General features: G+C 40.3%; 19 protein-coding genes, 1 tRNA gene and 1 pseudogene. 12 read left to right on the top strand and 9 right to left on the bottom strand.

Features of this window, described 5'->3' with window-relative positions; genetic code table 11:
• Positions 1-3: 3 nt before the first annotated feature.
• Both H8S63_RS14020 and H8S63_RS14015 read right to left on the bottom strand, forming a co-directional pair.
• The gene (locus H8S63_RS14020) at positions 4-1182 is read right to left on the bottom strand and encodes a DUF1735 and LamG domain-containing protein (RefSeq protein WP_186927154.1); all 1179 of its coding nucleotides are present in this window, start codon (positions 1180-1182) and stop codon (positions 4-6) included.
• Positions 1183-1197: 15 nt separating this feature from the next.
• The gene (locus H8S63_RS14015) at positions 1198-2079 is read right to left on the bottom strand and encodes a glycoside hydrolase family 18 (RefSeq protein ID WP_186927153.1); all 882 of its coding nucleotides are present in this window, start codon (positions 2077-2079) and stop codon (positions 1198-1200) included.
• Positions 2080-2260: 181 nt separating this feature from the next.
• On the opposite strand from H8S63_RS14015, the gene H8S63_RS14010 reads away from it, so the two are divergent.
• From H8S63_RS14010 to H8S63_RS13990, 5 genes are read left to right on the top strand one after another with little or no spacing between them, the layout of a single operon-like run.
• On the top strand, positions 2261-5611 hold the full coding sequence (locus tag H8S63_RS14010) for a SusC/RagA family TonB-linked outer membrane protein (protein ID WP_186927152.1): 3351 nt from the start codon (positions 2261-2263) through the stop codon (positions 5609-5611).
• A gap of 19 nt (positions 5612-5630) precedes the next feature.
• Positions 5631-7193 (top strand): RagB/SusD family nutrient uptake outer membrane protein, encoded by a 1563-nt coding sequence (locus H8S63_RS14005; protein ID WP_186927151.1) that lies wholly within the window; start codon positions 5631-5633, stop codon positions 7191-7193.
• A 12-nt stretch (positions 7194-7205) separates the two neighbouring features.
• Entirely contained in the window at positions 7206-8225 is a 1020-nt protein-coding gene (locus H8S63_RS14000) for a glycoside hydrolase family 18 (RefSeq protein WP_186927150.1), read from the top strand.
• Positions 8226-8235: 10 nt separating this feature from the next.
• Positions 8236-9405: a DUF1735 and LamG domain-containing protein gene (locus H8S63_RS13995; RefSeq protein ID WP_186927149.1), complete on the top strand. Its 1170-nt coding sequence runs from the start codon at positions 8236-8238 to the stop codon at positions 9403-9405.
• A gap of 29 nt (positions 9406-9434) precedes the next feature.
• Entirely contained in the window at positions 9435-11393 is a 1959-nt protein-coding gene (locus H8S63_RS13990) for a BT_3987 domain-containing protein (RefSeq protein ID WP_186927148.1), read from the top strand.
• A gap of 148 nt (positions 11394-11541) precedes the next feature.
• On the opposite strand, the gene H8S63_RS13985 is transcribed toward H8S63_RS13990, so the two are convergent.
• Positions 11542-12960, bottom strand: a complete 1419-nt coding sequence (locus H8S63_RS13985; RefSeq protein ID WP_186927147.1) for an ATP-dependent RecD-like DNA helicase — start codon at positions 12958-12960, stop codon at positions 11542-11544.
• A gap of 95 nt (positions 12961-13055) precedes the next feature.
• Here H8S63_RS13985 and H8S63_RS13980 point away from each other — a divergent pair, with 95 nt between their 5' ends.
• Together H8S63_RS13980 and H8S63_RS13975 are read left to right on the top strand one after the other, a co-directional pair.
• Complete coding sequence (locus H8S63_RS13980) at positions 13056-13742, top strand: hypothetical protein (RefSeq protein WP_007749233.1); 687 nt, start codon at positions 13056-13058, stop codon at positions 13740-13742.
• Positions 13742-14512, top strand: a complete 771-nt coding sequence (locus H8S63_RS13975; protein ID WP_186927146.1) for a DUF3822 family protein — start codon at positions 13742-13744, stop codon at positions 14510-14512. Before H8S63_RS13980 ends, H8S63_RS13975 begins: the two co-directional genes overlap by 1 nt.
• Before the next feature lie 38 nt (positions 14513-14550).
• On the opposite strand, the pseudogene H8S63_RS13970 reads toward H8S63_RS13975, so the two are convergent.
• Positions 14551-14835 (bottom strand): annotated as a pseudogene (locus H8S63_RS13970) (ORF6N domain-containing protein); the annotation flags it as partial.
• A gap of 377 nt (positions 14836-15212) precedes the next feature.
• Here H8S63_RS13970 and H8S63_RS13965 point away from each other — a divergent pair.
• Entirely contained in the window at positions 15213-15776 is a 564-nt protein-coding gene (locus H8S63_RS13965; RefSeq protein WP_186927145.1) for an RsmD family RNA methyltransferase, read from the top strand.
• Here the strand turns inward: H8S63_RS13965 and cls are convergent.
• The 3 genes from cls to H8S63_RS13950 form a co-directional block, all read right to left on the bottom strand.
• The gene (gene cls, locus H8S63_RS13960) at positions 15745-17184 is read right to left on the bottom strand and encodes a cardiolipin synthase (protein ID WP_055278640.1); all 1440 of its coding nucleotides are present in this window, start codon (positions 17182-17184) and stop codon (positions 15745-15747) included. The genes H8S63_RS13965 and cls overlap by 32 nt on opposite strands.
• 128 nt (positions 17185-17312) lie before the next feature.
• Positions 17313-20243 carry a TonB-dependent receptor gene (locus H8S63_RS13955; protein WP_186927144.1) on the bottom strand — a complete coding sequence of 977 codons (2931 nt, stop codon included), beginning with the start codon at positions 20241-20243 and terminating at the stop codon, positions 17313-17315.
• An 83-nt stretch (positions 20244-20326) separates the two neighbouring features.
• Positions 20327-20731, bottom strand: a complete 405-nt coding sequence (locus tag H8S63_RS13950) for a hypothetical protein (RefSeq protein WP_007749253.1) — start codon at positions 20729-20731, stop codon at positions 20327-20329.
• Between the two features lie 87 nt (positions 20732-20818).
• On the opposite strand from H8S63_RS13950, the gene aroB reads away from it, so the two are divergent.
• A complete protein-coding gene (aroB, locus tag H8S63_RS13945; RefSeq protein WP_186927143.1) occupies positions 20819-21880 on the top strand; it encodes a 3-dehydroquinate synthase in 1062 nt (353 codons plus the stop codon).
• A gap of 5 nt (positions 21881-21885) precedes the next feature.
• Here the strand turns inward: aroB and H8S63_RS13940 are convergent, their stop codons facing one another.
• On the bottom strand, positions 21886-22752 hold the full coding sequence (locus H8S63_RS13940) for an AraC family transcriptional regulator (protein ID WP_007749259.1): 867 nt from the start codon (positions 22750-22752) through the stop codon (positions 21886-21888).
• A 309-nt stretch (positions 22753-23061) separates the two neighbouring features.
• Between H8S63_RS13940 and H8S63_RS13935 the strand changes: the two genes are divergently transcribed.
• The 3 genes from H8S63_RS13935 to H8S63_RS13925 all read left to right on the top strand — a co-directional run bounded on the left by H8S63_RS13935 (position 23062) and on the right by H8S63_RS13925 (position 25001).
• Positions 23062-23136 (top strand) — tRNA-Pro (locus H8S63_RS13935).
• 103 nt (positions 23137-23239) lie between these two features.
• Entirely contained in the window at positions 23240-24460 is a 1221-nt protein-coding gene (locus H8S63_RS13930) for an S-adenosylmethionine:tRNA ribosyltransferase-isomerase (protein WP_186927142.1), read from the top strand.
• Between the two features lie 19 nt (positions 24461-24479).
• Positions 24480-25001 carry an NUDIX domain-containing protein gene (locus H8S63_RS13925; RefSeq protein WP_186927141.1) on the top strand — a complete coding sequence of 174 codons (522 nt, stop codon included), beginning with the start codon at positions 24480-24482 and terminating at the stop codon, positions 24999-25001.
• A 221-nt stretch (positions 25002-25222) separates the two neighbouring features.
• Here H8S63_RS13925 and glmM read toward each other — a convergent pair whose 3' ends face one another.
• Complete coding sequence (gene glmM, locus H8S63_RS13920; protein WP_007749265.1) at positions 25223-26614, bottom strand: phosphoglucosamine mutase; 1392 nt, start codon at positions 26612-26614, stop codon at positions 25223-25225.
• Between the last annotated feature and the right edge of the window lie 12 nt (positions 26615-26626).

Here is a 26626-nt window from a genome sequence, read left to right as displayed (position 1 = left end):
ATATTATTGATTTTTCTCTGGTAATTCAAGAGGCTTCCATATCAAATCCTTATTGGCGGTAAGATTGTTTTCATTTGCATAATCAGTTATACTCACTCCTTGCCCTTCGTCAAATTTCCAATAAGCAACTAAACCTTCCGACTTTGGATCCACATAATAAAAATGATTCTTTGCCTGAATTTCCTCCGCTGTCAAAACACGGTTCCAAATACGGCATTCACAAATATCACCATCCAAATAACGAGCAGCTTCATAAGAATAACCAATCCAGAAACCGCGTTTAAGCTCTGTTTCATCTTCCACCGGATAAGAGTATCCCCAATTTACTGTGGTACGAAGGGTCTTATTTCCATATCCTCTTGAGACACCATCCACAAACATTTCAGACCGCCCGGTATTACCATTATAAGTAAAAGCTATATGCACCCATTTTCCCGTTTCTATAGTCCAATTAGAATTTGTTGCATTCCCTGCACCTGTAGCAAGTTGAAGCTGGTTTCCCGGAAGCCCCTGATCGCTAAAACGAAGAAGAAATCCTCCTTCCACACCCATCAAAGTACTGATTTTATTATTCAGTTCATCGGCACGAACAAGTGCTTCTACCGTTATTGTCTTCAAGCCTATCAATACACCGGCATGAAGAAAATTCGGCTTCAACCTTCTTTCTTTTATATTGGCCACTGTGTTGATTAATGCAGCACCTTTAAATACATAATAAACTGTACGTGCGCTTTCCAAAAGTTCCCAATCAGACTCAGCTACAGTTACAGGCAATACATAGACCAAATTACTGTTCAACGCCGTCAAGTCCTTAAAATGCAATACAACATCAGTAGAAACAACACTTCCCTTATTAATTATGACATTCGACTCTTTTACTTCGTAGTAATCCTCCGGCAGCGCAACAGCTGCATCATAATAAATCTCATTATATGTTGTAACCAATGACGGTTCTGCCTTATATACAATATGTATATCACTCTCCACCGGCTGAGGAATGGTAGCCTGAAAAGTCTGCAACATTTCGTCTACACCGGGTTTAAGCAAATGTGTTGCAACCTTTTTGGACACATCTCCGGTAATCACCTTGCTGTCAAAACTCTCGGCATCGTCCTGGCAGGATATTACATTCACAGCCAGCAACAATACAAAAAGACTGAAAATTAAGTTATATTTCTTCATATTAAAAATCTCCTTTTATTTAACTGACGGATTAAGCGATGAAATTATTTTCTTGGTATATTTATAGTTTTTATCCGCATAGAAGTAATCATTTGAGACGTTATGAATCCCGACACCTCCCACCTGTTTTCCTCCTTGAGGCAATATCGCCCATTCGGCAACGACATCAACTGCAAGTACACTTCCCAGATATCCGGTTATTTTATCGGAAGTGTCCAACGATGGCATAGAGACTATCATTCCTACCGGAATATCATCCACACCTTCCGCCGTTGCAAGAGAATATTCATAAGTGAGCATATCTTTATTAGTGACTTGTGTTCCCAATACCCAAATAATATCACACTCCTTCAAAAAGGTTTTAAAATACAGATTCTGGGGTTTCCCCTTGAATGAAAGCAGTTTACCTGAATTCCGAATGTGCCAATCCTTTATGATTCCCGTAAACAGACTCTCATTCATTATGTATTCATTCCTTTCCTCTTCAGTCATATGAGTACTTTTACGCCCCGTGTAACTTACACAAATACCATCATAATTGTATTTTTGCATAATCTTCAACGCATTCAACAAAGAATCCATCAGAAAATCCTCAAACCTTTCCGATACAGGCTCTACATTCAAGAGACTCCCCTGCTGCCTATTATAGGCTACTTTTATAGAATCAAAACTTATGTCATAAATCACTTTCGTATCTTTTTTCATCCGGATTTCTGCCATTTCTCTTATTTCCCAATCCAATAAGTTATCCGGACATAACAAGGATACAACATCAAGACTATCGGGCAAATCGACAAGATGTTGCGCACGGCTGACTGGATTCTTTCCGCTATTATCAAACCACGCGTACACTTTTTCATGTTCCGCATCGGCTTTGTATTGGCGTAAGTTCTCCAAGTACTTGGTAAGAAAAGCCTCTAAAGCCCTAGAAGATTTCTGATATTTTTCATTTTTCTAAAAAAAATGAGAAATAAGACTAAGTGTTTATTATATTAGCATTGTTTTATTAACAGAAGGAGAGATAGTCGACACTCTTCTTTGTAGAGTTTAATAAAAGTATAACCATTAAATTAAATGTATGGAAAGCAAACATTCGCTTCGAAAGCCAAAGCTATTTCGGACTTTATTGATTCTCCTGTTTATGGCAGTTCCTTTACAATGGGCTACTGCACAGCTGACCTTATCAACTCCCCGTACAACTCTAGGAGCTGTAATCAAACAAATTCAGTCTCAGTCCAAGTATCAGTTTTTCTACAATGACAAACTATCAACTATCACTGTTGATCCTCTCAAGGTAAAAGACGCTTCATTAGAACAAGTTCTGAGCAAGCTTTTAAATAATAAGGATGTCACTTATAAGATAGATGATAATATAATTTATTTATCGGAAAAAGAAGATCTCAATTCTAATCAACAACAAGTAGGAAAAGAACGCACCATAACAGGGCAGGTTTTAGATTCAAAAGGAGAGCCATTGATTGGTGTCAGCATTTTGGTAAAAGGTACAACTGACGGTGCAATCACCGACTTGGACGGTAATTACAAAGTTACTACAAAGAGCAACAATCCTATTATTGTATATTCCTATATCGGGTACAAAACCCAAGAAGTTCCATTACACGGTCAGACTTCGTTGAATATAACATTAATGGATGACACACAAGTAATCGATGAAGTTGTTGTCACTGCTTTAGGTATTAAACGAGCAACTAAAGCTTTGAGTTATAATGTACAAGAAGTAAAAAGTGATGAACTTCTCACCAATAAAGATGCCAACTTTATTAATGCTTTATCTGGTAAAGTAGCAGGTGTCACTATCAATAGTTCATCTTCTGGTGTTGGTGGTGCAAGTAAGGTTGTGATGCGTGGAACAAAAGCCATCAATCAATCCAGTAATGCATTATATGTCATTGATGGTGTTCCCATGTTTAACTTAGGAAGTGAAGGTGGTCAAGAAAATGACTCTAAAGGAACAACAGAAGCTATTGCTGATATTAATCCGGAAGATATCGAATCAATGTCAGTATTAACAGGTGCTGCTGCAGCTGCACTATATGGAAGCCATGCTGCCAATGGAGCTATTGTTATCACGACTAAAAAAGGAAAAGAAGGACGTTTGCAATTAACTGTAAGTCAAAACACAGAATTCCTCCGTCCTTTCAGAATGCCGGAGTTTCAGAACCGCTACGGCACGGGAGATTTACTGTCCAATACTTCTTCGGTAGAAAAAAGTTGGGGACATAAATTGAATTCTGCGAATTATATGGGATATTCTCCCGTAGATGATTTCTTACAAACGGGAGTTGTTACGACCGAAACTGTTGCTCTTTCTACAGGAACAGAACGTAATCAAACTTACTTTTCTGCAAGTGCAATAAACTCTGACGGCATGGTACCGAATAATGATTATAATCGTTATAATTTTACATTCCGCAACACAACTTCTTTTCTGAAAGATAAAATGACTTTGGATGTAAGCGCTAATTACGTCAAGCAGAACGATCGTAATATGGTTAATCAGGGAACCTACTCCAATCCTCTCGTCACTGCTTACTTATTCCCTCGTGGTGATGATTGGAATGATATTAAGATGTACGAACGTTATGATACCACACGTAAAATCTATACTCAATATTGGCCACAAGATTTTTCCGGCTTAACCGGGCAAAACCCTTATTGGATTGCTTATCGCAACTTACGCGAAACGGATAAAGATCGTTACATGCTGAGTGCAGCGTTAAATTACAAGATATTGGATTGGTTAAGCGTTTCAGGACGTGTACGTGTTGACAATTCAGATTCCAAATATACTCGTAAATTATATGCAACCAGTAATGAAATTCTGGTAGAAAATTCAAAGAACGGTCTTTATGGAATCAGCCAAACCAATGACAAACAGACTTATGCAGACTTCATGGTCAACATTAACAAAACATTTAAAGAAGTATTAAGCCTGCAAGCTAATCTCGGTGCATCTTATTCAGATATGCGGCAAGATGTATTTAGCAATGAAGGTCCTATCAGTGATACAAAAGGTATCGCCAATGTATTCAATGTTTTCCATTTGGATAATGACAAGACCAAACGCTCGCAATCCGGTTATCGTGAACAGACACAATCTATTTTCGCCAGTGTAGAATTAGGATATAAAAGTACCTATTATCTGACATTGACAGGACGTACAGACTGGCCTTCACAATTAGCTGGTCCGAATTCTGTAAAGAGTGCTTTCTTCTATCCTTCTATTGGTGGTTCGGTGATTTTGTCAGAGCTGTTACCGATGCCTAAACAGATTTCATTCTTGAAGTTAAGGGCTTCCTATGCTTCAGTAGGTCTTCCTTTCCCACGTTTTCTGGCAAATCCTACATACGAATGGGATCAGAAAGCACAAAAATGGGCAGTAAAGACTCATTATCCAATGTATGAATTAAAGCCGGAAAAGACAAATTCATGGGAAATAGGTATTACTGCACGTTTCCTTGACCATTTCAACTTCGACTTAGGATTGTACACAACTAAGACATATAACCAGACATTCGAACCAAACATCTCAGTGTCTTCTCAATATTCTACAATTTATGTACAAACAGGTAGTGTACGCAATAAGGGTATCGAGTTATCTTTAGGATACGACAACGATTGGAATGGAAAATTCAGATGGGGTTCCACTGTTACTTTCAGTGCCAACAAAAATGAAATACTTGAATTGATGGAAAATTACAAACATCCGGAAACAGGTGCTATCATAACATTGGATCGTTTAGAAGTAGGTGGCTTGGGAGATGCTAAATTTGTTCTGAAAAAAGGTGGCAGCTTAGGAGACCTTTACTCCATTAAAGATCTGCAACGTGATGGTAACGGCAACATATATGTGAATGAAAAAGGAGAAGTTGCCAGTGTAGCATCAGAAGATATTAAGTTAGGCAGTGTATTCCCTAAATGCAATCTTTCATGGCGTAACGATTTCAAATGGAAGAATCTGAACTTCGGTTTTATGCTTTCAGCACGTTTTGGCGGCATTGTTTATTCTGCAACTCAGTCTTATCTTGACTATTACGGAGTATCTGAAGCTTCGGCTGCCGCACGCGATTTCGGTGGAGTTACCGTAAATGGCAGTGATGTGATTAATGCACAAAAATGGTATTCGGTTGTCGGAGCACAGAACGGTATTCCCCAATACTATACATATAGCGCAACTAATGTACGTTTGCAGGAAGCGTCTATTGGATACACTATTCCTAAAAATAAATTATGGGGAATTGCAGACATCACGGTATCATTGGTAGGACGTAACCTTTGGATGTTGTATTGTAAAGCACCATTTGACCCTGAAGCGGTCGCAACTACCGGCAACTATTACCAAGGGATTGATAACTTCATGACTCCCAGCGCACGCAGCTTAGGATTCAACGTTCGATTCAAGTTTTAACCTCTTTTATTAAAGTACAATGAATAAATCAATTATAAAATTATTTCTGTTAGGAGGATTGACTATAACCTCAATAACTTCCTGTACAGACAATTATATGGATTATAATAAAAACCCATACGAAGTGACCGATGACGAAATGGAACGGGATGCCCACAAATTGGGGGCAGCACTCGTGGGTATGCAAAGTGTAATCGTGCCTGTAGGAGAACATCTGGCACAGTTCTCCGAATGTTTGTTGGGCGGTGTTTTCAGCGGCTATATGGCAGACTCTAAAACATGGGGAAATTCGTTCTCATATTTTAATCAGTCAGAAGATTGGAACGGAAAGGTCTATCTGGATATCATGCCTGAAATTTACTCCAATCTTGCAGAAGTAAAAAAATCCACTACCGATCCTATCCCATTGGCAGTAGCGGAAGTGCTAAAAGTAACAGCTATCGTTCGTGTTACAGATGTGTATGGTCCTATTCCTTATTCACAGGTAGGACAGGATGGTAAACTGACAGCTCCTTTTGACACACAAAAGGATGTCTACACCAAAATGTTTCAGGAATTATCTGATGCCATCACTACTTTGACCGCCAACCGTACAAATGACTTTTCTCCGAATGCTGATCAAGTCTTTGGTGGTAAAGTTGAAAAGTGGATAAAGTTTGCCAATTCACTAAAACTGCGTATGGCTATACGTATTCGCTATGCGGATGCTACATTGGCAGAACAAATGGTAAAAGAAGCTATCAGTACGGAAAATGGTCAGGTTGGTGTAATGGAGAATAATGACGATAATGCATTTATGAAAGTTTCCCTCAATCCGTTTTATACTATTTTCGGTTGGGGAGACTCCAGAATCGGTGCCGACTTACTTACATACATGAATGCTTATGAAGATCCCCGTCGCTCTGTTTATGCATTGAAGAGCACATTTGCCGGTTCATCGATAACAAACGGTTATCATGGTTTACGTATTGGAAACGAGCATACTGCTGTTGATGCCAAAATGTATTCAAATATGAATGTTGCGGCTACAGCACCATTAATGTGGATGAATGCTGCCGAAGTTATGTTCCTGAGAGCAGAAGCTGCCCTGTTGGGATGGGATACCAAAGACACACCGGAAAATTATTATAAAGCAGGTATCCGTTTGTCATTTGGTCAACATGGGGTTAGTAACGTAGAAAGCTATTTGGAAGGAACGACAGCACCTAGCAGTTATAAAGATCCTAAAGACACATATACTGTAACATTACCGGGAAGCGCAGTTCCTGTAAAATGGTCAGGAGCTGACAATGAAGTTAATCTGGAACGTATCATTACGCAAAAATGGATTGCAAATTTCCCGTTAAGTCTGGAAGGATGGGCAGATTTCCGCAGAACCGGTTATCCCAGATTGCTATCCACTCCTAATAACAAAAGCAACGAGATTGCTGAAGGTAAATTTGCCCGTCGGTTGAAATATCCGCAACAAGAATATAATACGAATAAAGTTAATGTAGAGCAAATTGTCAGTACGTTACCAGGAGGAGATAAAATGTCGACTCACATATGGTGGGACTGCAATCCTAGATTGTCAAATGAATAAAATCTAAATATTATGAAGAATAAATTTAAAATAGCAACCTTATTGTTCTTTGCGACAAGCTTCACATTAGGAGCATGCAGTGATTGGACAGATATTGAAGGTATAGATATCAAACAACCCAATATTCAGGAGCAGAATCCTGAGTTATATACCAAGTACTTGGAGAACTTACGCCAATACAAAGCCGATACGGAACATAAAAAAGTGTACGCGTGGTTTGATAATAGCGAAAAGAATCCTTCCAGTTATGCACAACATATAACAAGCCTACCTGACAGCATTGATATTGTCGGTTTGATGTATCCTTCAGAGTTGGCAGCTTTTGAAAAAGAAGAAATAATGACTTTACAACAAAAGGGTACAAAAGTAGTTTACGCCATCAGTTATGATGAGATACATAAGCAATATGAGGACATTATTTCTACCCAATCAGAAGCTGAAAATGAAAATACATTTGACTCTTTTCTTTCAAAAGAAATAGAAAAGCAATTGGCATATGCTGCCCCCTTTGATGGAATTATACTAAAGTTTATCGGACAAAATCCGAAATATATGACAGCCGAAGATAAAGCTGCTTACACTGCCAGTCAAAATATCTTTTTCAATGCTGCATTAAACTGGATTAATAAAAATGAGGGAAAATTCCTCTCTTTACAGGGAAAGCCTCAAAATGTAGTAGATAAGAATATTCTATCCAAATTCCTTCATCTCATCATAGAGATGTACCAAGTAACAGATAAAAATAAATTTACTCTTGCCATTCAAGACTGTTTGGAAACAGGAGTACCAACAGACCGTTTCATCATGGCTGTTTCAACTCCTTCTTTAGACACGTCTGACACAAGTACAGGCTTCATAGGCACAGAAAGGGCTATTATTGAAACCGCTTATTGGATAACAGCAGATACTCAAGAATATGATAAATGTGGCATAGCTATTAATAATGTCCAAAATGATTATTATCAAACAAGCGGGAATTACCACAATGTGAAAAAGACTATTAATATAATGAATCCAGCCCCCACCAAATAATTAAACTATTATGAAACTACAAAAATTATATGGCATTACGTTAGGATTATTGACTTTCATCTCTACAGGATGCAATGATGATATGGAAAACTTCTCCAATAATATTTTCATGAGTTCTGTTAGTCCTGAAAACATCTTAGTCAAATCTAACATAGAATCCGACGAACGTACTTTCCAGTTGGAAATTGCAAAACCGGAAGAAAGTGATATTAATTTTACAATCAAAGTAGACCCTGCATTAGTATCTGCTTACAAAGATATCTACTATACAAATGATGTGGAAATGTTGCCTGAAAAACATTACTCTTTCTCAAATACGGAAGGAAAAATATTTGCAGGAAGTGTCATCTCCGCACCAATCACAGTCTACTTCAAAGAAATTAATCAATTGAATATTGACAAAGTGTACATACTCCCCGTCAGTATAGACAATGCTAATATTGGCATTTTAGCTTCAGCACAAACTTTCTATTATGTATTTAAAGGAGCGTCACTCATCAATAAAGTAGCGAATATTAAAGAAAACAATATCTATGTAGAATGGAAAAATCCTGAAGTAGTTAACAATTTAACAATGATGACAGCAGAAGCATTAATTCGCCCACACAGCTTTGACCATAACATTAGTACATTAATGGGAATTGAAGGCAAATTCCTATTCCGATTCGGTGATGATGGCGTGCCAGCGAACCACTTGCAAATAGCAGGAACCTCAAGTGCTACAAACATACACATTAATCGGGATGTACCATTGGAAGAATGGTTACACATTGTCATCACTTATGACGCTGAAGCAAAAAATTTAAAGGCTTACTACAATGGAGAATTAGTTACTAATAGTCCAATGAATATTGGCGCTATTAACTGGGGAATTCCTCATTCTGACGAATCTAATGGCAAACCACGTTGCTTCTGGATAGGTTATTCATACAATAATGAACGTTGGTTAGATGCTGATATTGCCGAAGTACGAATTTGGAACCGTGTATTAAGTGAAGAAGAAATTAATGCAAAAGATCATGCATACGAAGTAGATCCTAACTCTGAAGGATTAGTAGCGTATTGGAAACTGAATGACGGTCTTGATGAAATAAAAGATTATTCCGTAAATGGTAATAATGCAACCCCTTCTTCAACACTGACTTGGGTAGACGTAGCTCTTCCGGCTAAAGAGGATTAATAATCAACAATTTTAATTAGAATTAAGTCATGAAATATACAAGATTTATCAAATCATCTTTTTGGATTGCGCTACTTGCCTGTACAAGTAACGTATTTACCGCCTGCGAAGATGACATTACTATATCATCTGAAAATAACTCATTTGGTAATATAGAAGGCAATTTTGGCTACGTAAAATCAGCCGCCGGAGCAAAAGCTCTCACTGCCATAGCCATTAATGGTGACAAGCATGGTACAGGACATTTATACTTTGAACTGAACAAAGCCACCAATAAAGACATCACAGTAACATTTAAAGTTGATGAGTCAGCGCTAAATACTTACAATCAAGTAAATGGCACCAACTATCCAATGTATCCGACAGATAAACTTTCATTGGAAAATGAAGGAATAACAACCATTCCCGCCGGAAAGCGCAAATCCTCTTCTGTAGAGTTGGATATTCAACCCGGAGGTACAATCGGTACAACGTATGCGGTAGCAGTATCAGCTACTGCTTCTGACGGAATTGAAACTTCGAGCAATAACGAATCTTATATTTATCTTGTAACTCCACAAGCGACTCTACCTGATACGGAAAAAGGAAGAGTCAAAACAATCTGTTACATAGAGGTAAATAATGAAAATATATTGAATGCAGGTGAATATACCATGGAAAACAGTAAGAAACCATTCTTCGATATAGTCAATGTTTTTGCCGCCAATATTCGTTTAAATGAAGAGGGAAAGCCATACGTACATTGCAATCCGCAAGTAACTTTCGTTTTAGAGAATGCTGATAAGCTAATTCGTCCGTTACAGCAAAAAGGAATAAAAGTCCATTTAACCATTTTAGGCGACCATACACCGGCGGGCATGAGAAGTTTAGGGGATGAAGCTGCTAAAGATTTTGCCAAAGAACTAAAATCATATGTGGACATTTATGGATTTGACGGTATAAGCTTTGATGATGAATGGTCAAACTATGAACAAGTGGGAGGGCATCCCGGATTGGTAGTTCCATCACAAGAGCAATACAGCCGCCTGATTTACGAGTGCCGACAAATAATGCCTGATAAACAAATTGGGGTATATTGGTGTAAACAGGAAAATGGTGAGCCTTCTATCAATTATCCATTAGGAGACATTGAAGGTAAGGATGTAAATGATTTGTTAGATTATACTGTTTTTGGGAATTATAATTTATGGAATACACTAAACCACATTAATATTGTAAAACAATGTCCTTATGCATTAGATCTCAGCAAAATATCACTACTTAATCCTAATCCGGCTTATCTATCCCGAATAAAAGATGAAGGATACGGATATTTCGCAACGTATAATCTAGAAGCAGGCAATAATTATATTGATAAATTCAATCAAATAGGACAAGCATTATATTCAGAAAATATTGTTTGGACAAAACAAGAATATGGAAGAACAGACTTCATTCCTTCACCTAGTACCGCAATTAAAGATTATAACTACTATTTAGGTACATGGGAAATACAAACGGTACAGTCATTTACTTGGACAGGACGAAATTGGAATCAACGAGGTCCAGGGATGAAGTTCACAATAAGAATAGAAGAAAATATTAAAGATAAATCTTATTATGTGTATGGTTGGGCTCCTTACAGTGAATTATTAGAAAAATACCCACTGACTGCAGAATATATAGCAGAAAATATATCTATCAGAATTCCTATTCCCCAGATGCTTCATAATCCGGACACAGAAGAACCGCTAATGTGGAAAATGCATTGGGCTACTCCGGGAAGCACAGTAAACTCATGGAAAATAGCAGAAAGTAATGGAGAATTCAAAATGTTCACAAACAATGACGGTTCAATTACTCTTAAACCATTTCCATTTCAGCCTAATATAGGCTATACATGTATTCCATTCTGTTCCAATGATGATGGAAAGACTTGGTTATATACGCATACAATCTTTCAACAAGCACATCCAACCGGATTAAACTATAATTTAATCAAGAAGTAATCATGTAATGAAATGCATCCCCAAAGTTAGATAAAAAACTTTTGGGGTGCATTTCATTTCTTTAAGAGAAATCATCTCCATCTTGTGATACAAATACAACAAAGAAAGTATAGCATCAACTAAATTTCATGTTTATTATTCAAATTACCTATTCCACCTGCTCCTTCGGATAATTCACTAAATACAGAGTCTTCGTCGCACGCGTGAACGCTGTATATAACCAACGGAAATAATCAGGAGTCAAACACTCGTCCGTCATATATCCCTGATCCAAAAACACATTCTGCCACTGTCCGCCCTGTGCTTTATGACAAGTCACCGCATATGCATACTTCACTTGCAAGGCATTATAGTGCGGATCGGCTTTCATCTTTTTCATCCGGTCACGTTTATTGGCTATATCGGCATAGTCCTCAAGCACAGTATAAAACAAACGGTCATTATCCGCTTTCGGCAATGCTGGTGAATCTGAATGCAAAGTATCTAATAATAGATTAGCATCCAGTTCAAAATCATTCTGGTCAGGAAATCTCAGGGTGACCTCTGCAAAACGGAATCCATACATTTCACGGGTGCGACGGACACGACGGACAACGGCAATTTCACCATTAGCTATAAAATCCATTTCCTTATACTGTTCTGTCCAATAATAGTTATTCTTGGCAACCATCAACATGTCGCCCGTATTCAATTCATCTTCACGCCATAAGATTTGCGCACGTATCCCATTATTATATAGGTTAGCGCGTTTATTGGAACGACAAACAACGATTGTCTCATCCATCCCGTCATGGTCATAGCAGTTAGTTAGCTCCTCTATCAGTTCCGTGCCCAAAACTACTTTTATATCCGGGCAACCGTTCACTCGTATTTTAGGTAAAGAGTAACATTCGTCTTCCACAATCAACTGCCTCAATCGGGTAGCATTCCACAAAATACCGGACTCTTGTACCTGACGGACCACCTGAGTTAAATCAATCTCACGCACTTCAAGCCCGTACCCTTTCAATGCATCGGTAAAAAGCGCCGGACTCAATTCCTCTCCTACCGGAGGCAACTGTGCCGTATCTCCCATCAGCAAAAGGCGGCAACCCTGCCCCGAATAGACAAATTGTATCAAGTCGTCCAGCAAACGTCCTGTACCGAACACGCTGCCGGACAGACCTTCGTTGGAAATCATGGAGGCTTCGTCCACAATAAACAAGGTGTTTGTAGCAAGATTGTCATTTATGGAGAAATTAGTAAGCTCGTTGGAATAGGACCGTTGCCGGTATATCTTCTTATGAATGGTGAAAGCGGGATGGCCTGCATACGCCGAAAAAACTTTTGCAGCACGTCCCGTAGGAGCCAACAATACAGACTTTTGCTGCAACTGATCCATCGTTTTCACCAATGCTCCGACCAGAGATGTCTTACCGGTACCGGCGTAACCTCTCAAGATAAAAACTTCATCCGCCAGAGTAGATAACAGGAACTCTGAAAGAGATTTTACAGCAATTTCTTGCTCTAAAGTTGGTTGGTAAGGAAAATTTTCCTTAATTTGCCTTTCTAAATAGTTATTTATCATTTTTGTACGAGAAAAAAGTTCGAGGAACTATCGTATTTAAATATATTTATTCTATTTTTGCGATGCGAATATAACAACTAAAAACATAATTTATCATGAAAACAGTATTTAATATTGTATTGGTGCTCTGTGCTGCCGCATTGGTTTACATCTGCTACGCCAGTATCATGGGTCCTATCAATTTTGAAAACGCAAAAAAAGACAGAGAAAAAGCAGTCATTGCCCGTTTGATTGACATCCGTAAAGCGCAGCAGGAATACCGCACGCTTAATCACGGAATGTATACAGACAAATTTGATACGCTGATTGACTTCGTTAAAAATCAAAAACTACCGTTCGTAATGAAAATGGGTATGTTGACAGACAAGCAGTTGGAAGACGGACTGACTGAAAAGAAGGCAATGGCTATCATCAACAAAGCCAAGAAGACAGGCAAATATGACGAAGTCAAGAAATGGGGACTCGAAGGTTTCAAACGTGATACTATGTGGGTAGCCGTTATGGATACTATCTTCCCTAAAGGATTCAATCCTGACTCTATGAGATATATTCCTTACGGAAACGGTGCTCAGTTCGAAATGAATGTTAGGAATGATACCGCTAAATCCGGTGCTCCTGTATTCTTGTTCGAAGTAAAAGCTCCGTACGAAACTTATCTAGGTGGTCTTGACAAACAGGAAATCATTAACTTAAAAGATGTTCAGAGCAAATTGGGTAGATACTGCGGTTTGATGGTAGGTTCTATCGATACTCCGAACAATGGTGCCGGTAACTGGGAATAATGATTGATTTTACTAAATCACAACAATATACTTTATCCATCCGTCTTAGTACGGATGGATTTTCTTTTTCTATCTATAACCCGATTCACGATAATTCGCTGTCGACGATAGAGAAAGAGACGGATACTTCCCTGTCTCTTACTGCTAATCTGAAAGCTACTTTCCGTGAATCGGACTTTCTAAACCACTCCTACAAGCGAGTTAACATCATGATGGCTGATAAGCGTTTTACTATCGTGCCACTGGAGTTGTTTGAAGAGGAACAGGCGGAACTTCTATTTTACCACAATCATCAGAAACGGGAAAACGAGACGGTGATCTGCAATATTCTCAAAAAGAATAATGTAGCTATCATTTTCGGTATGGACAAGAGTGCACATACCTTTCTGAGCGAACAATACCCCGAAGCTCATTTCTATTCTCAATCTACCCCGCTCATCGATTATTTCTCCGTCAAGAGCAGGCTGGGAAACAGTAAAAAGATGTACGTTTCCATACGTCGGGAAGCAATTGACATTTATTGTTTTGAACGGGGACATCTGCTTTTAACCAATTCTTTTGAATGCACGCATACGGAGGACCGCATTTATTATCTGTTGTATGTCTGGAAACAATTGGAGTTCAATCAGGAAAGGGACGAACTGCATCTGACCGGGACGCTTCCGGATAAAGAAACTCTGATGAGTGAACTGAAAAAGTTTATATTACAGGTATTTATCATGAATCCTGCCACTAATATTGATATGCAGGCCTTATTGACATGCGAATAACCGGTGGTTAACGGAGAGACGATAAGGCAGTCTGTTTTTTATTTCTTTTTAGGGGCAATGAAGCCAATAGGATTACGCGGCTTGTCTGCCAATGCTTTTTGCACCTGCAATTCGGCTAATGTCTGATTTATCAATTCCAATTGCATACGAGTGTCGTCATTGATGTCGTTGTAGTCTGCGAACACTTCTTCGATATACTCTTTCAGTTCCTTGACTTCACGCTGTAGTTCATGTACCGGATTGATAAGAGGACTTAACAGTAACTGACGAACAGCAACAAAAGCACGCATAATGCCCATGTTTATTTGTATGGCCGTCTTTGATTTCCGTTTTTTCATCTGTCAACTGAAACATAAAATCAATAGGAAAACGATCTGTATTACTTCGAGTTGTTCCATCTTATTCTACTTTGGTGTTATTCTTTTAGCACAATTGAGGCAGGCGATTGATATACTGTCAGACTTGGGCTGTATTCTATTGGGGAATATCTTTTCTGCGAAAGTAAGCAAATGTGTTCAATGTAACAAGTAAGCGCCAATCAATATATATTGCTATATCAAAAAGAATCTGTATCTTTGACCATGAAAAGTCTACCAAAACAGTCTGATTCATCAATGTCGTTACTATACTGTTACTTCCAAGCAGGGGAGACTGGCTTTTCATTAGTGATATTCAATACATTATAAAAGGTTATGATCTTATGCGAGTAATCAGCGGAATTTACAAACGAAGAAGATTCGATGTGCCACGAACATTCAAAGCACGTCCCACAACAGATTTTGCCAAAGAGAATCTGTTTAATGTACTCAATAATTATATCGACTTTGAAGAAGGAGTCAGTGCATTGGACTTGTTTGCCGGAACCGGAAGCATAAGTATCGAACTTGTATCGAGAGGCTGCGACCGTGTAATCAGCATTGAGAAAGAACCTGCTCATCACGCGTTCATCTCCCAAATAATGAAAGAGGTGAAGACAGACAAATGCCTGCCGATACGCGGGGATGTATTCAAATTCATCAAGAGCAGCCGCGAGCAGTTCGATTTCATCTTTGCCGATCCCCCTTACGCTTTAAAGGAACTGGAGACAATCCCCGAACTTATCTTCCAAAACAATTTACTCAAAGAGGGAGGCTTATTAGTATTGGAGCACGGAAAGGACAATAATTTTGAGGAAAATCCGTATTTTGTAGAAAGGAGAGTATATGGAAGCGTGAACTTCTCTATCTTTCGGGCTACAGCAATGGAGCCAACAAACGGACAATAGACTCTACCGCTTTTTGTCTCCACGAACGCTTCACCCAATTCTTTAAGAATATCTGCGTGCTTTCCCGTTGGTCTTGCAGGAATATCTCCTTCATCTCAAGTGCTGTGTTCACATCGTATATAAAGGCATTCACCTCAAAATTATGCTCAAAGCTGCGAAAGTCCACATTGGTGGAGCCTACTGTAGAAAGCATATCATCCGAAACCATAAGTTTGGAATGCAGGAAGCCTTTTTTATAGAAATAAACCTTCACACCTGCTTGCATCACATCAGCCAGGTAGGAGCAGGAACCAAGATGGGTGATTCTATTATCGGCATGTTCCGGCAACATCAAACGTACGTCCACTCCGGATAATGCCGCCGTCTGCATAGCAGCCAATATTTGTTCGGTCGGCAAGAAATAAGGTGTTTGCATATAGAAGTATTTCTTTGCACCGGTTATCGCTACGGTCAATCCCTGCATGATTTCTTTCCAAGGACCGATAGGTTCGCTGGTAACGATCTGTACCAGTGAATTTCCATAAGAGTCTATTTTCGGGAAATAACGGGAAGCGGTTATCAGAGTACGGTCTACGAAATACCAATCAAGCAGAAAAGCCGTCTGCAAACCGTGTACCGCCTTGCCTTCTATCATGATGTGCGTGTCTCGCCAGATTCCCCAAGAGAAACCGCGCATATAACGTTCCGCCAGATTCATTCCTCCTACAAAGCCTACCTGCCCGTCGATAACAACAATTTTCCTATGATTCCGATAATTCACCCTACTTGTGAATAAGGGAAAGCGGACTTTCAAGAAGCTCCTCACCTCAATACCCGCATTACGCATCTCCTCAAAAAAGCGGTTGGGAACATGCCAGCAACCTACGTCATCATAAATCACCCGTACCTCAACTCCCTGCATGGCTTTCTCTATCAATACATCTCTGACCATACGCCCGATAGCGTCATCCTCAAATATATAATATTCCATGTGAATATGCTGCTTCGCTTTTTGCAATTCACGCAGTAAAGACTGAAGTTTGGTATAACCTTCCGTATAGACGGCTACCCGGTTTCCTTCGAACGGAAAGGCTTGGTTGGTATGCTGGAATAGTCGGATAAGACGGGAATATTCGTATTGCACTTCCGAGCAATCTTGCGCCAAGTATTCCGCCATCGGCTTCTTGAGAAGACGGTCATAACTCTTCCTCCCGATAATCCGTTCGCGACGCTGGCTGCGCCCAAAGAAAAAATAAAAGACAAGACCTACAATGGGCAGAAAAAGCAAGATCAGTATCCAAGCCATAGTCTTAACCGGATTCCGGTTGTCAAGGATAATGATGACAATCGTACCGATGATAGCCCCGAAATAGAGAATATCAAAAGCCACCGTTGCAATCTGACCAAGTATGTAATTCCAGTCTATCATAAGAATCTCTTCTAAAAGCGGATACTAAGCAACAAATATAGAGTAATTTATCGGATAAACAAAAAAGTCCCGGTAACAACTCTCGTTCATTACACCGGGACTTCCTTTTTATCTGTATTCACTTATCCTCAAAAACGCATCATCCGTCCCGGTCCACCGCCGTGTGGTCCACGCGGTCCACGATGACCACCTCCGTCAAATCCGCCTTGACGCATATTGCCACGAGCTCCTTTATTTCCAAAGACGTTCAGACGATAAGAAAAACGAAGCATACAGTAGCTGTTTATTCCATTATACTCGGAAACGGAACGCATATCGGCCGTCAACGAACGACTGATATTGGACTGCTGTCTCAGAATATCGTATATCTCTAAACTGATTGTCGCGGCATTACCTTTTAGGAAGTTCTGGGCAATCTGCGCATTCCAGATAAGCTCATTCTTATTCATGCTGGCATCACGATAGCCACGACGTGCATTGTTGGTTATGTTTGTAGACAATGTCATACTCCAAGGCAAAGAAATATTGGTGCTTGCTCCATATCCGAATGTATATGGCTCCTGATTGTTCTCCGGACGCAACTCATTACGTTCGAAATTATAGTTGATCGAACCGTTAATAGTAAACTCAAACCAATCATTACGGAAAGTTCCATTCAGATTTTCACCCAAAGTCAACGTTGTACTCGTGTTCTTATCATTCACCTGTGTACTTTCGTTATAAAGATAAGCCACTGCATTAGTATAGTTAACAAGAGAGAACGAATTGATAGTAAAACGTTTATCCTTCAGAGCCGTATTAAATCCGAACATACCCATTGCATTCCAGTTACCATTAATATTCTCTGGTTTTACTGTCACCCCACCGGTTGTCTGATTATAAGTAGTAGAATTGGTAATGCTGTTTTGAGTCATATTAAGGAAGGCGTGCGCCATCATTCCACGTTGTTTGTCTCCATTATAAGTATTATAGAACAACCGCATAGAGTGAGAAAAAGAAGGTTTCAGTCCCGGATTACCTCTACGAACATTCAACGGATTTGAGTTATCTTCAATATCCAAGAGGTTTTCCATACTTGGCTGACTAGCGCGCCCTCGATAAGTAAACCGCAATTGGCTCACCTTAGAGAAACGATAACGGAAATCGATATTAGGCGCAAAATTGAACACCTTTCTTTTGACAATCGTATCCACATCATCCTTTCTATAAGTCAACGTTGTGTTTTGTGGCTGCAAAGATACTCCAAAGTTCAACCGATATTTCTCACGGATTATGTTCAACCCCGCATTAATATCGTGATTATAATATTTATACTGAGCATATTTACTCAGACTCATATCCTTATTGCTTTCGTAACCTTCAGGTAGTCCATCACCATAATTCCAAATCCAGTTTTGTCCTTTATCAGCATCGGAAAGCAGACTATACGTACTTCTGTCACTTTCGCTATATTTGTATTGAAACTTATACCGGAACTGCAAAAAAGTAGCCTTTGCAACCGGTTCGTTATAAGTCAGTTCTGCCGTATAATCATAATTTTGGGTCGGAGATGTTATATACTGCTTACGTTCATCATCCGATTTTCCCGCTGCCGTATCAAAATAGCGTGTTAACGACTCGCTAAACTGTTCACTATCATTATCTCCATAACTAAATGTGCCACGAAAAGTTATATTCCTTCCCTGATTATTCAATCTTCTGTTCACTTGTAAAGAAGCATTAGCTGACAGACTATTACTTTCAGTCGAAGACTCGCTATTGCTGGCATTCACACGGATATCATCCAAAGGATCATCCGTCGTATTCCAAATACTTTTATCCAGAAAGTCATTAGGATTGGATACCAAATTGAATGGGTCACTCTTAAAAGTTCCCGACTCGGATTTAGAGTGACTGTCAGACTTTCCATACGAAAAATTCGGACGAAAGATTATATTGGTCAGTGTATCAGGCTTCCATTCCAAACGGAAGTCAGCTTTGAAGTTCGTATTTTTACTTCGATTCTTGCTATTTGAGTTCGAGTAAGAATTTCCATTCTGCAAGAAACGTTCCGAATAGTTGGTAGAAAGCGCATCACGGTCGCTAAAGTTATAACGGGCACTACCTCCTAATTCCAGTTTCTCCGACTGGGAAGCAAAGTTGACTCCTAACATTTTGGTTGCAGTCAGTCCATTACTGTTTCGGAAACGGGGTCCACCACCTCCGGAAAATCCCTGATCGTTTACATTATTAGCTGAACCAATCAAGGAGAACTGACTGTTATCAACAAAACGATTCAACATCAAGTTACTCCCATAACGGTCTTCCGTACCGACAGCCGCACTCGCATTTCCAAACCAGCCTTGGTTCATTCCCTTCTTCACCTTCAAGTCGAGAACCGTTTCTTCTTCTCCATCGTCAATTCCCGTAACACGCGCCAAGTCAGATTTCTTATCATACGTCTTCAGTTTATCAATCATGTTAACCGGCAAGTTCTTCAGTCCGGTTTTCACATCACCGCCAAAGAATTCCTTACCATCCACCATAATCTTCTTCACTTCCTTACCATTGATCTTGACATTCCCCTCATCGTCAATTTCCGCACCGGGAAGTTTTTTCACCAATTCTTCGAGCATAGCTCCTTCAGGGGTACGGTAAGCGGAGGAATTATACTCCAATGTATCTTCTTTCACAGTCACTTGGGGAGCTTCGGCAGTAATCACCGCCTCCTTCAGCATAACAGCGTCAGACTCCAGCGCTATCGTCCCCACACGCTTTTCCGTCATGTTCGCATAAAGATGAAGAGGTACATACTTTGTGAGGAAACCGATATAGGATACCTTCAAAAGATATTTCCCGGCCTTCACTTTGGGAAGAGTAAACCAACCTTGATTATTACTGGCAATACCGGCAGCATAAGCGCTATCGGGCAATGACAACAATTGAACTGTAGCCTGTGCCGCCGGCTCTTTCGAGTCGGACTCTACAACACGTCCCGAAACAGTAATCACCTTATTTTGTGCAAAAATAGAGAAGGTGCTCAGCAATAGCAACACCAACCCGACTGAAAATCTTTTCATTTACCTTATTTACGATTATATTAGTAGCAATAGCAATGCTCTTTTGACAAATAAGATCGTAAAAGGTTTAATCGGGAAGATAATTATCTTTTAAAGAATCGCTCAACGAGCGCTTTTTTCAGACCAAACTCCAGACAAAGCACATTAAAGACTAGGAAAGTAAGAAAAGAAGAAGTATCAACATTGATGACATCTCCTTGCATAACGCGCCATAACATCCCTCCAAAGACAAACAGGAACGTCAGAAAGATCGCATTCCGAACAGCCGAATTACGAATCTGCACCGTTTCACGACTTTCATGCTTACTAAAAGCAAAGATTATCAATAAACATCCTGCCATCATCAGCAACTTTGTACATTCTTTATAAAACAACAGATTTCTGTCGGTCACCATCCCTTGCATCACCAGAATAAAAGGAATGAACAGAGCTACCAACAAGACAACATATCCCAAAGGACGACAATAGACAGGTAATAATGCTTTCATAATTGAATGATTGAACGTTTTAACGAGACAAAAGTAAGCAAAAAAGATAATTTTATATACATTTGCAGACAGAAAAGCAAAAGAATCATGAGTAAACAAGAAGTTATTCTCTGTGAAAGCTTGGAAACAAGCCTGCGCCGTGCCATCGAACAGTGTCCGCACGACAAATTATTCATTCTTACAGACGAGCATACCCGCTCTCTCTGTCTCCCTTCCCTAAAGGAAACATCATTGCTGAAAGAGGCTGTTGAAATATGTATCGGAGCCGAAGACGTACATAAGACGTTGGATACACTCGCCTCCGTCTGGATGGCATTAAGCACGCAAGGAGCTACCCGCCACTCTCTGCTTATCAATCTCGGAGGGGGGATGGTTACGGATTTGGGTGGCTTTGCCGCAGCCACTTTCAAACGTGGTATTGCTTATATCAATATACCCACTACCCTATTGGCTATGGTGGACGCGTCTGTCGGCGGTAAAACAGGAATCAACTTCAACGGACTGAAGAACGAGATCGGCTCATTTTTTCCGGCCAACAGTGTGCTACTCGAAACAGAATTCCTGCGCACACTGGATGCGCATAACTTCTTTTCCGGATATGCAGAAATGCTGAAACACGGTTTGATCAGCAACGTAGAACATTGGGCAGAGTTACTCAGTTTCGATACCATCAATATCGACTATGCCGCTCTCAAAAGGCTGGTTGGCAAGTCGGTGCAAGTGAAAGAAGAAATAGTGGAACAGGATCCCTTCGAACGTAACATTCGTAAAGCATTAAACCTGGGGCATACGGTAGGACACGCATTCGAAAGCATGGCATTGGCGGAAAACCGTCCGGTACTGCATGGTTATGCAGTCGCCTGGGGAATTGTATGTGAATTGTACCTGTCCCATACTAAAGTCGGTTTTCCGAAAGAGAAAATGAGACAGACAATCCGGTTTATCAAAGACAATTATGGAGTATTCACTTTCGACTGCAAGAAATATGAACAACTATACGCATTCATGACACATGACAAAAAAAATACTTCAGGAACAATTAATTTCACATTATTGAAAGACATCGGAGACATCTGTATCAACCAGACTGCCGATAAGGATACCATCTTTGAAATGTTGGACTTTTACCGTGAGTGTATGGGAATTTAATTCCCTTAGCCCAAGTGAGACATTCGATACTGAGAAAGCGACATTCCCGTATGTTTTCTGAAGAAACGTCCTAGCGAAGACTGGTTGGCAAAATTTGTCCTAATGGCTATCTCCTGAATATTCATATTTGTATTCTTCAACAGTGTTTTTATTTCCAGTATGACGTATTCAACGATCCAGTCTTTCGCAGACTTTCCGCTCGTCTCCTTGATAACCATAGTCAGATATTTGGAAGTGATACAGAGTTTATCCGCATAAAAGGCCACATCCTTATTCTCTTTAAAATGCTTCATGATAAGCTCGAAGAATTTATTAGCCAACTCTTCCTTACGTATATCTTTCCTATCAGTCTTCAAAGTAGCTTCCTTCTGATAAGCGTTGAACAGCTCGAGATACAGATATCGCAGCAGATGAACTATCAGTTCCCGTCTATATATATCCTGAGATGTAACTTTTCCTTTTATCATCCCCAGAAAATTATAGATCCGAAGAACATCAGATTCCGTCTGCGAATACCAATAATGGTTTCGCATATAAAAGAAAAAATGTGGAGAAAATCGGGGAGCTCCACTTAACGCATCGCTAAACAAGGAAGATGATATGACCATTGTTACAGTCAAGAAATCTTCGCTAGGATCACTAAATGAGACAAACTGTCCGGGCAACAGTATTATCAGTTCCTTCGGCTGTATCCAATGTACGTCCTCATGTACAGTAAGTTTCGCTTTTCCCCTCAAACTATATACAATCAAAGCAGATTGGATATTGGAAGGATAGGAAGTCAGAGGAAGGTATTTTAGATTCTGGTAAAATTTAAAGTCATCACCCAAAACATATATCTCTAATGTCTCTGTATTATTAATGTCTAACATTTAACGCCTTTCTAATCTAAACTAGTCTTTTCTACAAATGTATAACATCCCCTTATACCAAAGCACTATCAGTGGAATTATGGTATTATTCTACAGAAATAATATACCTGTTATTTACATTAATTCATAAACAAAACTACTGGTGAATTGTTTATCCGTACCTCGACACTTTAAACCTGCCATACCTCATTTATCCTTTACCAAACATAAGAAAAGATTTAAAACCGCACAAAAAAAATCACCGCACAATAAAATTCAAAGAATTTATTTGCTAATTAAAAATAAAGCACTACTTTTGCATCCGCAATTCGGGGTGTAGCTCAGCCCGGTTAGAGTACGCGTCTGGGGGGCGTGTGGTCGCTGGTTCGAATCCAGTCACCCCGACATTGAGAATCAGCCATTTACAAACAGTAAGTGGCTGATTTATTTTTTAGAGGAACACATTTGGAACAATAAACCCGTATTTATCAAGAATAGCCCTATAGTAATGAAAGAAGATCCGAAACATATCCGAATCAGTGAATACAACTATCCGTTGCCGGATGAACGTATCGCCAAGTTTCCGTTGCCCGTTCGCGACCAGTCCAAATTACTGATCTACCACCACGGTGAAGTGAACGAAGACATTTTTACTTCTTTACCTGATTACTTGCCTAAAGGAAGCCTGATGATATTCAATAACACGAAAGTCATCCAGGCCCGTCTTCATTTTCGGAAAGAAACAGGTGCATTGATTGAAGTGTTCTGCCTTGAGCCGATTCAGCCCAATGATTATGTACTGAACTTCCAGCAGACGGAACACGCCGCATGGCTGTGCATGATCGGCAATCTGAAGAAATGGAAAGACGGGGAACTGAAACGGGAAATGACAGTGAAAGGATTTTCCATCACTCTGACCGCAACGAGAGGAGAATGCAGAGGGACCAGCCATTGGGTAGACTTCACCTGGAATAATGCGGAAGTTACTTTTGCCGATATTCTTGAAGTATTCGGAGAACTTCCTATTCCACCCTATTTGAATCGGAATACGGAAGAGAGTGATAAAGAAACTTATCAGACGGTTTATTCGAAGATAAAAGGATCAGTCGCCGCCCCTACCGCCGGACTACATTTCACTCCACAGGTATTGGATACACTGCAAGAGAAGGGAATCGAACTTGAAGAACTGACCCTGCACGTAGGTGCGGGAACCTTCAAACCTGTAAAGAGTGAAGAGATTGAAGGTCACGAGATGCATACGGAATACATATCAGTCAACCGGAGTACCATCAAGAAACTGATCGACCATGACGGTTGTGCTGTCGCCGTAGGAACAACTTCTGTGAGAACACTTGAAAGCCTTTACCATATCGGAGTCACTCTCGCAGAGAATCCGGACGCAACGGAAGAGGAACTACACGTCAGACAATGGCAACCTTACGAGAAGTACGACCAGATACCTCCGGTAGTTGCCCTGCAGAAAATACTGGGGTATCTCGACCGCCACGGCATGGAAACACTTCACACCAGTACTCAGATTATCATAGCACCGGGATATGATTATAAAATCGTAAAGGCGATGGTCACCAATTTCCACCAGCCTCAAAGTACCCTGCTGCTTTTGGTTTCCGCTTTTGTAAAAGGCAATTGGCGGACGATCTACGACTATGCCTTAAGCCACGATTTCCGTTTCCTTAGTTATGGAGACTCTTCTTTATTAATACCATAATCCCCCGAATACAAAAACAATGGCACAGAGCGATAATAACCAAGAAATGTTCCCTATCGTAGATGAGCAGGGAAATATCACCGGAACCGCTACACGCGGAGAATGTCATAGCGGCAGCAAGTTGCTCCACCCGGTCGTCCACCTTCATATATTCAATGCCAACGGAGACTTGTATCTACAGAAGCGTCCCGAATGGAAAGATATCCAACCGGGAAAATGGGATACAGCCGTAGGCGGACATATTGATTTGGGTGAAAGCGTAGATATCGCTCTCAGTCGAGAAGCAAATGAAGAATTAGGTATCACAGATTTCACTCCCGAACGGCTTACCAGCTATGTATTCGAGTCCGAATGTGAAAAGGAGCTTGTCTTTGTCCACAAGACCGTTTATGACGGAGAAATTCATCCCAGTGACGAACTGGATGGCGGACGGTTCTGGACAGTTGAAGAAATAAAAGAGAATCTGGGCAAAGGGATTTTCACTCCCAACTTCGAAGAAGAATTGCAAAAAGTCTCTCTTATACCTTCTCTATCCAAGTAATTGTTTCTTCGGATAAAAAACACAGGCGGAAACTACATTGAAAAGCAGCAACGAACACTTACTATGTCTGTTCGAAAGTTATGATTACCCTACTCAAGGCATCGATTTATGGTTTGACAACCAAACATTAAAACGCGGACCAATGCAATCATCGCAAATCGTAACTCTTCTTTGCGACAATCTGCGTTAATCCGCGTTTCTACTATAAGACAGGCGATTAATTATTTCTTCGCCAATTCATTGATTACATCCATTATCTTCTGTCCGATTTCTTCGGCAGCCTCCATAGTAGAAGCTTCGCTATATACACGGATAATCGGTTCTGTATTACTCTTACGCAAATGTACCCATTTGTCTGCGAAGTCAATCTTCACACCGTCGATATCGTTGATTTCCTCATTCTTATAGATTTCCTTCACTTTAGCGAGAATAGCGTCCACGTCAATTTCCGGAGTCAGATCGACACGGTTCTTCGCAATGAAGTAAGGAGGATAAGTAGCGCGAAGTTCGCTTACCTTCTTTCCTTCGTGAGCCAGATGGCTAAGGAATAAAGCGATACCTACCAAAGCGTCACGACCGTAATGGCTGGCAGGATAGATCACTCCACCATTTCCTTCACCACCGATAACAGCATTGGTTGCTTTCATCTTCGTTACAACGTTTACTTCGCCAACGGCAGAAGCATTGTATTCCATACCGTATTTACGGGTTACATCACGCAGGGCACGAGTAGAACTCAAGTTGGATACCGTATTGCCCGGAGTATGCTTCAGCACATAGTCGGCAACAGTAACCAATGTATATTCTTCACCGTACATCACACCGTTTTCGCAAATCATTGCCAGACGGTCAACGTCAGGGTCTACCACAAATGCCACATCCGCTTTTCCCCCTTTCATCAAGTTCATGATGTCTCCGAGATTCTTTTCAAGCGGCTCCGGGTTGTGCTGGAAGTTTCCGGTAGGTTCACAATATAGTTTCTCTACATGTTTCACACCCAAACGTTCGAGAAGTTCGGGAAGAATGATACCGCCTACTGAGTTTACACAGTCAATAGCCACACGGAAATCAGCTTTCTTGATAGCTTCAACGTCTACCAGGTCAAGAGCCAATACGCTGTCGATATGTTTTTGATTGTAGGTAAGATCCTTGCGATAAGAGCCCAAGTGATCAACATCGGCATAGTCGAACTCTTCAGCTTCGGCGATACGAAGTACTTCATTGCCTTCCGCCGCGTTCAGAAACTCACCATGTTCATTCAGTAACTTCAGTGCATTCCACTGTTTCGGATTATGAGAAGCTGTCAGAATGATACCGCCACAGGCGCCTTCCATCGTTACAGCGAGTTCTGTAGTCGGAGTAGAAGCCAAGTCAATGTCCACTACATCCCAGCCCATTCCCATCAAGGTACCGACTACTACGTTTTTTACCATTTCACCGGAGATGCGGGCGTCACGTCCCACAACGATCTTGTTACTCTTTACCGTACAAGTCTTACGGATTAAAGTAGCATAAGCCGAGGTGAATTTCACGATGTCGAGCGGATTTAATCCTTCGCCCGCTCCTCCGCCGATAGTTCCGCGGATTCCAGAGATAGATTTGATTAGAGTCATAGGTTCTTTACT

Source organism: Bacteroides sp. NSJ-39, from assembly GCF_014287315.1.
In the GTDB taxonomy this organism is placed as follows: Bacteria; Bacteroidota; Bacteroidia; order Bacteroidales; family Bacteroidaceae; genus Bacteroides; species Bacteroides finegoldii.
This window is presented reverse-complemented; position numbering and strand designations above follow the sequence as displayed.